Here is an 11358-nt window from a genome sequence, read left to right as displayed (position 1 = left end):
GTCGCTATACAGCTCGGTGAGCATGGCTTCAGCCTGCCCCGCCGGGACCATAACGCCACCACGGCCGAGGCCGATCCGACGCCACCGAAAGCCATCGAGGCATCCAAGCCCATCGAAACCGCCAAGCAGGACGATAGGCCACCGAACAGGTCGCAACCGGAGGTCCAGGCGACCGCGCAGCCCGCCGCTTCGGCGGCAGAAGCAGCGAAGGGCAAGCCGACGATTCTGGCCACGGCGGCGTCTTCGACCGGTTCCGACGGCGGTCCGGAGCTATCTGCCGCAGCCATGGCGGCCGCGGCCGCTGCGGCACCGGCGAGCGGCGCCGCTGAAAAGGCGCGGGGCGGCAACGCAGCCAAGGCCGAGGAGAGCAAGACGCCGGCGGTGGAAGCCGTAGCACTACAAGAAAATAAGGTTCCGACCGACCCCGCACGCTTGAACGACATGCCGGCGAAACCTGAGGAGCCGGCGCCGGCGGCGGCAGATATGACCAGGGACAAAGACATCGCCTCGTCCCAGGCGCCACAGCCTGCCACGCCGGACAAGGCGGCGGCCACCGCGTCGGCGACGGCTTCCGCCGAACAGGCAAAAACCAATCCTCTGCCCGATAACCGGATACCGGCCGATCAGATCGACAGGGAGGCGGCCGCCGCCGAACATCGAACCCTGCCGCCACCGACGCAACAGCAGGCTGACTCCAAGCCTGAACCCGACTCCCAATCCGAACAGGCTGCGCTCGACCCCGCATCCAAGCCGCAGGAACAGACGACAACGGTCGAGCTTGTCCGCCCCTTCTCGGATCAGGCCGGCATACTGACCCTTGCCGGCAGGAGCGTGCAGCTCGACGGCATCATTCCGACGGATGTCGACCGGATGTGTCTCGGCTCGAACGGCAAGAGCTGGCCATGCGGCCAAGCCGCGCGCACGGCGTTCCGCATGTATCTGCGCGGCCGTTCCATCGATTGCGATGTGCCGGATGCCTCCTGGAAGGGTACGGTCAAGGGCGAATGCCGGTATGTGCGCGTCGACCTCGGTGCGTGGCTCGTCCGCTTCGGCTGGGCAGATCCGGAGCCTGGCTCGCCGCTTGCAGCGCTTGTCGACGAGGCCAAGCAGAAGAAGCGCGGCATGTATGGAGACGATCCGCGCAAGAATGGAAAATCGACGCTTGCGCCGCCCCCGCCCAAGGAAGACCCGCTCAATCCGATCTGACGCGCGGCGCGGCAGCACTTTAAATCTGCTGCACGATTTTATCCGCAAATCGATTCCGATTTAAGGAATTATGCAGTAGCTTTTGTCAAAAGACGCGCGACTTTTCAATTTGCCAATCCAGAGGACTTCGCCTGTCATGAACAAGCCGCTTTCTGCTCACGAGGCCTTGATTTACGTCATGGTACTGGCCTCGGCCGTCGACCGCACGATGAACGACCGGGAGCTCAGCCGCATCGGGGAGCTTATTCACGCCCTGCCGGTCTTCAAGGGGTTCGACGACGAGAAGCTGATTTCGGTATCGCGTGACTGCGCCAAGCTGCTTTCAGGCAATGAAGGGCTCGACATCGTGCTCGAAACCGTGCGCGACACTCTGCCCGCGCGTCTCTACGATACCGCCTATGCGCTTGCCGTGGAAGTCGCCTCGGCCGACCTGTCGGTCAAGGCCGAGGAATTGCGTCTGCTCAGCCTGCTGCGCGACCGTTTCGGCTTGGACAAGCTGACCTGCGCGGCCATCGAGCGCAGCGCGATCGCCCGCTACCGCAAGGCCTGACACATTTTCCCGCCTTACGCACCCCGGAATTACCCCGGTCAGTAGAGCCCATAGGGAAAATAGCGCAGATAGATTTCCTGCAGCCTGCCATCGCGCGAGAGCGTGGCAAGCGCATGATTGATGGCGGCCGTCAGATCGGCGTCCTGCTGACGCAGCATGATAGTCAAGCCTTCCCCGAGAAACTGCTGCGACTGATAGGGGCCGTCAAACAGCGCACAGCATTTTTCCGCCGCCGGCGAGGAGACCCAGAAAGAAAGCTGCAAACCGTCGGCAAAAGCGGCATCGACCCTGCCATCCTTGACGGCGGCCAGCAGCGTATCCTTATCGTCGAACGGCACCGGCTTGATGGCCGGAAAGAAGGCCGCCAGCATCGCTTCGTGCACGGTGCCCTTGACGACGCCGACCGGGCGGCCCGCAAGCGAGGCGGCTGACGTACCGCTGATCGATGCCTTGAGATTGCGCACGAAGCGGGCCGGCAACATCAGGAAAGGCCGCGAAAAGGCGAAGGTCTTGCGCAGCTCAGGCGTGACGGCAACGCCTGATATCACGGCATCGCCCTGAGAGGCGGCAAGCGCACCCTGCAATTCGCCGAAGGGCAAAGCCTGGATCTGGCATTTGTCGGATATTGCGAGTTCGTCGCAGATCTTGCGCGCAAGCTCGACATGGAAGCCCGTGAGCTTGCCATTCTGATCGAGGAAATTGAAGGGCGGAAAGTCGGTCGACGTCAGGAACCGCAGCCTGACCAGCGAGGACAGGTCCGGCTTCGGCAGACGCTCGCGCGCATCGAACAGGATCGGCAGGTTCTGCGGCTTCGTCTCCTGGGCGGCAAGCGGCAGCGCAGACGACATCGCCACCAAGGCTGCCCCTGCCAGAAGGCGGGCCGCGGAAATCGTCGACGAAAGGCAAACACGCATGGTCTTGATACGGCCTCCTGTCGTGGATGCACATTTCCAGTTCACGAATCCGATTTAGCAGAGTCACGCCGCAGGGGGAATATCGCGCCATGCAATGATGGCGTCCGCCCCTTCCGGCTGAACAATGGAGATCGCGCGCATCGGCCGGTTGTGCAGTTTTGAACATGCACAAAATTAATGGGGGATTTCGGCCGCGCAGCCTCTGCCGTTAGCGGTCGATTAAGCTCTGTTGATTGTACTTGCCGCCATCGACGACATCGGCTCGAACGCCGACCGCATGACGCAGGTCGTCGGGACCTTCCTGGCAAGGTATCACGCAAAATCGGCTTTACCCATCCACATCAGGCGAGGTGCCCAGAGCCGCTCATCCGAGGCGAAATGGCCCTTGGCCTCGTTTCAACAGGCACGGCATTCGCAGGCGGACCGCTATGTTCAAGAACCTGAAAATCAAAACCAAAATGCTTGCCGTGATCCTGTTTCTGGGCGTCATTTCCTTCGCTGGCCTGATGCAGGTTGCCGGAGAATTCCGCACGGCGGATCGGGCCTACAGCGCCTTTCTCGACAATGAGGCCGTCGCGGCGACGGAAGCCGCGCGCGCGAGCTCATCGGCGCTTTCTTCGGTGCTGCAGGCAAGCCTGATGCTGAACCTCGACCAAGGCAGCGATGCATTCAAGGGCGTGACGGCCGGCAGCAGCCATTTCGATGAGGCCAGGGACAGGCTGAAACATGCCGAAAACCTCGTTCCGGCGGAAAAGACGTCGATCGATGCGATCCTTGCCGGTCTCGACGAATTGCAGGCGCTCACCGGCAAGACCATCGATCAGCGCAGGAACGGTGATGCCAAGGGTGCGCAAGCGAGCATGACCCTGATCAGCGACAAGCTGCCCAAGCTTATCGCTGACCTGCAAGCCAACGACGATGCGCTGACAAACCGGATGAACGACGGCGCCAACGCCCTGTCGGACGATCTCAACAGGTCCGTCAACTACACGCTCCTTGCCCTCAGCGGATTGATGGTGCTGGCCGTCATCCTCGGCATGTATGTCGCGCAGAGAAGCATTGCGGCGCCGCTGATGCGGCTGCATCAGCGAATGACGACGCTTGCCGATGGCGACACCGCGAGCGATATCGAAGGCCGCGAGCGCCAGGATGAAATCGGCCAGATGGCATCCGCCGTCGCCGTCTTCCGCGACAATGCAGTGGAACGCGTGCGCCTGGAAGCGCAGGCCGAGGCGGATCGCACCCTCAGCGACAGCGAGCGCGCCCAGCGCGAGGCTCGGCAGGCTGCAGAGGCAGCCCATCTGCAGCAGGCGATCCAGGCAGTCGGCGACGGCCTCAAGCGCCTTGCGGAAGGCGACCTCGTCACGCGTATCGACAACCGGTTCGTCGAGCACCTCGATCAGTTGCGCCAGGACTTCAACAACTCGATCCAGAAGCTCAACGGGACCATGCAGGCTGTCGGCACCAATGCCCGCGCCATCAGCGCCGGAGCCGGCGAAATCCGCAACGCGGCCGACGAGCTTTCCAAGCGCACCGAACAACAGGCCGCTTCCGTCGAGGAAACGGCCGCCGCGCTGGAGCAGATCACCACCACGGTCAAGGACGCGGCCAAGCGCACGCAGGAGGCAAGCGAGCTTGCAGCCCATACGCGCGCCGATGCGGAACGCTCCGGCGAAGTCGTCCGCAATGCGATCGAAGCCATGCAGAAGATCGAGAAATCATCGAGCGAAATCAGCAACATCATCGGCGTCATCGACGACATCGCCTTCCAGACGAACCTCCTTGCGCTGAATGCCGGCGTCGAAGCGGCTCGCGCAGGCGAGGCAGGCAAGGGTTTTGCCGTCGTTGCACAGGAGGTGCGCGAACTTGCGCAGCGCTCCGCCAATGCGGCCAAGGAGATCAAGGACCTCATCGCCACTTCCGAAACGCACGTGCGCACTGGCGTCGGTCTCGTCAGCGAAACCGGCAAGGCGCTCGATACCATCGTTTCGGGCGTACAGGAGATCACCCGGCATGTGCATGCGATCGCCGAGGCGTCGCGCGAGCAATCGGCGGGTCTGCAGGAGATCAATACTGCGGTCAATACCATGGATCACGGCACGCAGCAGAATGCCGCTATGGTCGAAGAAAGCACGGCCGCGAGCCACAGCCTGGCGACGGAAGCCGCTTCGCTCTCAAGTCTGCTCGCTCAATTCCGCACGGATGGCGGCGATGCCATGCGGGTATCCACAGCACCCATTGCAGCCATCGCTCCGCGGGCTGCTGCCCGCCAGGCGCCTCCGCCGGCCGCTGGTCCGGCCATTCGGGCTGCGGATGCCGCTAAAGTGCGCCCCAGGCCTTCGCCGGCCCGCGCACTCGGCCAGAAACTGATGAGCGCCTTCGGTGCCAATCCGCCAACGACGCCGGGCAAGGATGCGGATTGGACGGAATTCTGAGATTGCCGCCATTGCGCGTCACAGCCGGACGAATGGCAGTGACGCGTCTCGATGTGCGCTTGGATGATGACGGGGCGGACGACCTATGCCGTCCGTCCGCTTGCTTCGTTCACGCCCGTGCGGAAAAGGCCGTGACGAGGGCGATAAGGCCGAAGACCGCAGCGGCCGCACAGACGGCAATCCATCCGCCCCAATTCCATGCCGTGCCGGCAAGCGCCGACCCCAGCGCCCCACCGAGGAAGAAGATGCCGACGAAGAGACCGTTGATGCGGCCTCGTGCTTCCGGCTTCAGAAGGTTGACGGCGCGGCGTCCCAGCGTCTGATCGCCGGTGACGCCGACATCGAGCATCACGGCGCTCACACCGAGAAGGATCAGCAGCGCGATGGGATGACCCGATCTTATCCCGCCAACCCACGCGGCCAAGGCCATGGCCGCAAGCACGATCGAATGCGCGACCAGCGTCGCCGTCCGCGTCCAGCCCTTGTCGCCCATGCGGCCGAAGGCTGATGTCGCAGCGGCACCGCCGGCACCGACCAGCGCAAACAGTGCGATGCCGGATTGGCCGAGCGAGAATGGCGGCTGCGCCAGGCGCAGGGCGACGGACGTCCAGAACAGGCTGAAGCTCGCCATCATCAGGGCCGCCGTGAAAGCGCGCAGCCGCAGCACGGGTTCCTCATAGAGCAATTGGAAGAGCGAACCGATAAGGGCTCCGTAGCTCGCGCTGACCAACGGACGTCTCTCGGGCAGGCGCAGCGCAAGCACAGCCGCCAGAAGCGCAAGCGTCACGGCGCTGATGGCATAGAAGCTCCTCCAGCCCCAGAGATCGGCAAAGAGGCTTGCCAGCGGCCGCGACACGAGGATGCCGATCATCACGCCGCTCATGACATTGCCGATGACCCGGCCGCGATGCTCGGGCGGCGCCATGGCTGCCGCAATCGGCACGAGGATCTGGATCGCGGAACAGGCTGCCCCGAGCAGAAACAGGAAAATCAACAGGCTCCACCCGGTCGGCGCGAAGGCGGCAGCGATCGCCATGACCAAGGCCGACAAGAGCATGCGCAGCACCAGCTGGCGGTTTTCCATCAGATCGGCCAGCGGCACCAGGAAAAAGAGACCTGCGGCATAGCCGAGCAAAGACGACATGGCCACAAGACCCGCACCACTCTCGGAAAAGCCGAGCGATGGGCCGACGATGCCAACGAGTGTCTGCGGCGCAAAGAGATTGAGGATGATGACGCCGGTGGCGACGGCAAACAGCAGTGTCGAGGGAGCGGCGGCCGCCGTGGAGACATCACCCTCCGGCAGCTCGTTCGCCGTGCGTTCGCGAACCTGCGACATGGGCTCTCTTGTGGACATAGGCTCTCCAATAATTTTTGATAATAAAGATAGCCATGTTTATCGCCTTGCTGCATAATGCGGCAATTGAAATGAAATAATAATGATTATGCGAGTTCCTCATGAACATTCATGATCTCGAGGCCTTCGTCGCCGTCGTGGAGACCGGATCGATCGTATCGGCCTCCGCACGCATCAACCTGACGCAGCCAGGCATCACAAGGCGCATACAGAATCTGGAAGACAGTCTCGGCATCGCCCTCCTCGATCGGCAGTCGAAACCGCTAAGACCGACAGCAGCAGGACGCGAAGCCTATGAGCATGGACGCCGCGTCTTGCGTTCGCTCGACGATCTCAAGGCCGGCGTCTCGCCCGGCGGCACGATCGGCGGCGAATTCCGCCTCGGGATCATGCCCTATCTCTCCGAAGCGGCCTTATCGGCCCCGCTCGACGAATTGCGCAGCCAGTTTCCGCAATTGACGCTGCGCATCGTCACCGGCTGGTCGCCGCAGCTCATAGAGCAGGTCGCCCACAGTCAGCTCGATGCGGCAACCGTCTGCCTGGCGGAAGGGCTGCAGCCGCCGGACAATGTCATCGGCGATATGCTCGGGGTCCACGCCGTTATCCTCGCCGCCGCACCATCGCTCGGCGTTCCCAAGGAACCGAAGCTTGAGGAGCTTTCACGCTTTCCCTGGATCATGAACCAGAGCGGCTGCGGCTTCCGCGCCTACATCCAACATCGCTTCGAAGCCGAGCGCCTGCCCTTCGACGTCGGGGTCGAAGCCATGAGCGCCGATCTGCGCATGTCGCTGGTTGCGCGCGGCCTCGGCATCGGCGTACTGACGCCGGCCGCACTGGCCGACAGCCGCTGGCGCGATTCGGTCGAAATTATCGAGGCTCCGGATTTCAGCCCGAAAGTCGTCAACTGGCTGGTGCACCGCCCGCCGGCGGGCCGCCTCGCACGCCCGATCGCCACCTTCGGCGAAGCGCTGACAGAAGCGCTGAAGGCGAAGAGACCGTTTCTAGCATGAAGATTTTGGAGCGGGTGAAGGGAATCGAACCCTCGTATTCAGCTTGGGAAGCTGCTGCTCTACCATTGAGCTACACCCGCCTGACACCTTGAGATGTCCAACAGTTGACGGCCTCTGTCAAGGCCGCCGCTATGCGATCACAGCCGGAAGTGCTTCGAGAGCTTTAGGCCCTGCGCCTGATAGTTCGAGCCGAGGCCGGAGCCGTAGAGGCTGCTCGGCTGCTCCAGCATGTGTTCGTAGATCAGACGGCCGACAATCTGGCCGTCTTCAAGGATGAAAGGCACTTCGTGGCTGCGCACTTCCAGCACGGCGCGGCTGCCGCGGCCGCCGGCCGGCGCATGGCCGAAGCCCGGATCGAAGAAGCCGGCATAATGGACGCGGAATTCGCCGACCAGCGGATCGAAGGGTGTCATTTCGGCGGCGAAATGCGGCGGCACATGCACCGCCTCGCGCGAAACGAGGATGTAGAATTCATCGGGATCGAGGATCAGCTCGGTGCGGCCGCGGCTGTAGAGCGGCTCCCAGAAATCGAAAATATCGTGCTGGGCCTTCTTGTCGACATCGACGACGGCCGTGTGGTGCTTGCCGCGATAGCCGATCAACCCTTCCTTGTCGCCGGCCAGATCGATCGACAGCGCGATGCCGCCGCCGGTGATATTCGGCTTCTTGCTGGCAACCAGCGTTTCGGTCTCGTGCAGCGCCAGCAATTCCGGCTCGGAGAGCAGGGCCTGGCCGACGCGGAAGCGGATCTGCGACAGGCGGGAACCGCGACGAACGACGATCGGGAAGGTGCGCGGGCTGATTTCGAGATAGAGCGGGCCGGAATAGCCGGCCGGGATCTTGTCGAACTCCTGCGCCCGGTCGGTGATGACGCGGGTGAAAATGTCGAGCCGGCCGGTAGAGCTCTTTGGATTGGCGGAGGCCGACATATTCTCGGGCAGGTCGAGGCGCTCCATCAGCGGCACGATATAGACGCAGCCGGTTTCAAGCACCGCGCCTTCGGAGAGATCGATCACATGCAGCTTCAGCCGGTCGAGCTTGTCGGCGACCAGATGCGACGGACCTGGCATGAAGCTGGCGCGCACGCGGAAGGCATGGGAACTGAGCCTGAGGTCAAGACTTGCCGGCTGGATCTGATCGACGTCCAGCTCCCTCTCGCTCGTCAGCCGCCCCGTTTCGAAGAGCGCTGCGATGGCGCGATCGGCCAGAATTCCAGTATTGCGAACCATCATGCTTCTCTCATAATTTGTCGCAGACAAAACCAAACTCGGGGAATTGACGCAAGCCGTCAACGGCAGTATTGCAACTTATCCCGTGGTGATTTGGCCGGTCGGCTTGCAGCCACGTTAAACAAGTGGCTAAAAAGACCGGGGCTGAACCGGTCTGCTTTCGCGGCCGGTTTTTTTGTTTTGAAAGTGGTGATGGCATGAGCAAGACTTGGCGCCCCGCAACCCAGCTCGTACACAACGGAACGCTCCGTTCGCAATTCGGCGAGACCTCAGAAGCGATCTTCCTGACCCAGGGCTTCGTCTACGACACCTCCGAGGCGGCGGAAGCCCGCTTCAAGGGCGAGACGGACGGTTTCATCTACGCCCGCTACGGCAGCCCCACCAACGATATGTTCGAAAAGCGCATGTGCGCGCTGGAAGGCGCTGAAGACGCCCGCGCCACTGCTTCGGGCATGGCCGCCGTCTCCGCCGCCATCCTCTGCCAGCTAAAGGCTGGCGACCATATCGTCGCAGCCCGCGCCCTCTTCGGCTCCTGCCGCTGGGTGGTCGAGACGCTCGCGCCGAAATACGGCATCGAATGCACGCTGGTCGATGGCCGCTTCACCGAGAACTGGGAAAAGGCCATCCGCCCGAACACGAAGGTCTTCTTCCTCGAAAGCCCGACCAACCCGACGCTGGAAGTGGTCGATATCGCAGCCGTCGCCAAGCTCGCCAATCAGATCGGCGCCAAAGTCGTCGTCGACAACGTCTTCGCGACGCCGCTCTTCCAGAAGCCGCTGGAGCTCGGCGCTCATATCGTCGTCTATTCCGCCACAAAGCATATCGACGGCCAGGGCCGCTCGCTCGGCGGCGTCATCCTCTCCGACAAGCAGTGGATCGACGAGAACCTGCAGGACTATTTCCGCCACACAGGCCCGGCCATGTCGCCGTTTACCGCCTGGACGCTGCTGAAGGGCATCGAGACGCTGCCGCTGCGTGTCGCCCAACAGACGAAGAACGCCGCGAAGATTGCCGATTTCCTCGCCGAGCAGACCAACAAGGTCGCCCGGGTGATCTATCCCGGCCGCAACGACCATCCGCAGGCCGATATCATCGCCAAGCAGATGAGCGGCGGCTCGACCCTGGTTGCCTTTGAGCTCAAGGGCGGCAAGGAAGCAGCCTTCAAGCTTCAGAACGCGCTTGATATCGTGAAGATCTCCAACAATCTCGGCGACAGCAAGAGCCTGATCACCCATCCGGCCACCACGACGCACAAGAACCTCACCGACGAGGCTCGCGCCGAACTGGGCATTTCGCCAGGCACCGTGCGCTTTTCCGCCGGCATCGAGGACAGCGAAGACCTGGTCGAGGATTTCGCTCGCGCCCTGGCGCAGGTTTCCGCCTGACATCGACCGAGCCGCCCGGGTGTTTTTCCAGGCGGCTCGACCTGCCCCCACGGGCCAATGGCAGGACGCGGCAGTCCGTCAGCCGGCGGCCCTGAATTCGACCCGGCCGTTGTTCAGGAACACCATCTTGTCGAACAGCGCCAGATCCAGCGGGTTCGGCAGGCGGATATCCTTCAGGTCAGGCACAGGTTTCAGCGCCGGATCGTAGGAGCGGTCGATCTGCGAGATGAAGACGACCGTCACGCCTTTGTGGCGCGCAAACGCCCTCAACGCCTGAACCTGGATCATCAGGTCAGGCTTCTCCCGCTTCTGATCCAGCAGCTGCAGAAAATCGACCACCGCCAGCGTGCCGCGCGATGCGTGGGCCAGCCTCTCGACGATATAGTCGGCGCTGATGGCATCAGAATTATCGAATTCAAACAGCGACACAAATTCCGCGTGATCGGCGCCGATCACCGGGAAGCGATCCAGAACGACCTTTTCCGTGTCTTCCAGCGTAAAGAAGACACTGCGATTGCCGGCCTTCATGGCTTCGACGGCAAGCCTCAAGCTCATCAGCGTTTTACCGTGTCCGGGCCGGGCTCCGACCAGCACCAGATCGCCCGGGCTCAAACGTGCATACAGTTCGCCGACGGGCACGGCTGCGTTCGTTTTGCTCGAAAGCAAACTCCAGCCTGAAAAACCCTCGCCGGCCGCGATGCGATCCAGCGCGGCGTGCAAGGGAATATTCTGCTGGCGGGACAGAAGTCTCGCCTTGCGCTTCAAATGATAAACGGGGGCGGAAAGCCTCATTCTAAACCTCCTATCGCGAGCGATGACCGCAACCCCTCCTTATGCTAGGCGCTCAAACAGTCGGTTTGGATATCGACGGCCCCGCATGAAATATACTTTCCCGGATGGAGGGGGGAGGCACGGGCCATGCCAGAATCAGATGATAGCCGAAATCTCGGCCAAGGGGAAATCGTGACCGTCGGCTCAGGGGAACATACGGCCGGATCGGGAATTATATGGTCTGGAGATTTCGATTGCAGAAAGCGCAGATGTGACGGCCGCCCTGCAAGTGCACCTGAAATCATGACAAGCGTTTCCGCGCACGGAATATGAAAACGCCGCCAGTCCGATAAAAGAGACCTAATGACAAGCCGACCGAGATACTTAGGAGCAGCTTCATTAACCTTTAACGTCAACCGCAATAGCTGAATTCCAAGCCGCGCCGGCGGTTTACGCAAGTTTTCATCGTGCCGTTCCTTGACGGAACGGGTAGGTTATAGG

9 protein-coding genes, 1 tRNA gene and 1 riboswitch are annotated in these 11358 nt (G+C 62.3%); of the genes, 5 read left to right on the top strand and 5 right to left on the bottom strand.

All coding sequences use genetic code 11. The features are described 5' to 3' along the window. Both Q4Q11_RS28490 and Q4Q11_RS28485 read left to right on the top strand, forming a co-directional pair. On the top strand, nucleotides 1-1206 hold a 1206-nt coding region (locus Q4Q11_RS28490), incomplete at its 5' end, for a thermonuclease family protein (protein ID WP_498571573.1). Nucleotides 1207-1342: 136 nt separating this feature from the next. Then, nucleotides 1343-1756 (top strand): tellurite resistance TerB family protein, encoded by a 414-nt coding sequence (locus Q4Q11_RS28485; RefSeq protein WP_112506495.1) that lies wholly within the window; start codon nucleotides 1343-1345, stop codon nucleotides 1754-1756. A gap of 38 nt (nucleotides 1757-1794) precedes the next feature. Here Q4Q11_RS28485 and Q4Q11_RS28480 read toward each other — a convergent pair whose 3' ends face one another. After that, entirely contained in the window at nucleotides 1795-2670 is an 876-nt protein-coding gene (locus Q4Q11_RS28480; protein ID WP_112506492.1) for a transporter substrate-binding domain-containing protein, read from the bottom strand. A 428-nt stretch (nucleotides 2671-3098) separates the two neighbouring features. Between Q4Q11_RS28480 and Q4Q11_RS28475 the strand changes: the two genes are divergently transcribed. Continuing rightward, the gene (locus Q4Q11_RS28475) at nucleotides 3099-5105 is read left to right on the top strand and encodes a methyl-accepting chemotaxis protein (RefSeq protein WP_498571572.1); all 2007 of its coding nucleotides are present in this window, start codon (nucleotides 3099-3101) and stop codon (nucleotides 5103-5105) included. A gap of 109 nt (nucleotides 5106-5214) precedes the next feature. Here the strand turns inward: Q4Q11_RS28475 and Q4Q11_RS28470 are convergent, their stop codons facing one another. After that, nucleotides 5215-6444, bottom strand: a complete 1230-nt coding sequence (locus Q4Q11_RS28470) for an MFS transporter (RefSeq protein WP_498571574.1) — start codon at nucleotides 6442-6444, stop codon at nucleotides 5215-5217. A 119-nt stretch (nucleotides 6445-6563) separates the two neighbouring features. Between Q4Q11_RS28470 and Q4Q11_RS28465 the strand changes: the two genes are divergently transcribed. Then, the gene (locus Q4Q11_RS28465) at nucleotides 6564-7472 is read left to right on the top strand and encodes a LysR family transcriptional regulator (RefSeq protein WP_498571571.1); all 909 of its coding nucleotides are present in this window, start codon (nucleotides 6564-6566) and stop codon (nucleotides 7470-7472) included. Nucleotides 7473-7478: 6 nt separating this feature from the next. On the opposite strand, the gene Q4Q11_RS28460 is transcribed toward Q4Q11_RS28465, so the two are convergent. Continuing rightward, nucleotides 7479-7552: transfer RNA gene (locus Q4Q11_RS28460), tRNA-Gly, on the bottom strand. A 57-nt stretch (nucleotides 7553-7609) separates the two neighbouring features. After that, nucleotides 7610-8704, bottom strand: a complete 1095-nt coding sequence (locus Q4Q11_RS28455; protein ID WP_162701376.1) for a 2'-deoxycytidine 5'-triphosphate deaminase — start codon at nucleotides 8702-8704, stop codon at nucleotides 7610-7612. Nucleotides 8705-8776: 72 nt separating this feature from the next. Next, nucleotides 8777-8855: riboswitch (SAM riboswitch) on the top strand. A 43-nt stretch (nucleotides 8856-8898) separates the two neighbouring features. Here Q4Q11_RS28455 and Q4Q11_RS28450 point away from each other — a divergent pair. Further along, nucleotides 8899-10086 (top strand): O-succinylhomoserine sulfhydrylase, encoded by a 1188-nt coding sequence (locus Q4Q11_RS28450; RefSeq protein ID WP_112506480.1) that lies wholly within the window; start codon nucleotides 8899-8901, stop codon nucleotides 10084-10086. A gap of 78 nt (nucleotides 10087-10164) precedes the next feature. On the opposite strand, the gene Q4Q11_RS28445 is transcribed toward Q4Q11_RS28450, so the two are convergent. Continuing rightward, a complete protein-coding gene (locus Q4Q11_RS28445) occupies nucleotides 10165-10878 on the bottom strand; it encodes a DNA helicase (RefSeq protein ID WP_113213926.1) in 714 nt (237 codons plus the stop codon). Nucleotides 10879-11358 lie beyond the last annotated feature (480 nt).

It is taken from the genome of Rhizobium sp. UFLA01-1127 (assembly GCF_059803845.1).
This window is presented reverse-complemented; position numbering and strand designations above follow the sequence as displayed.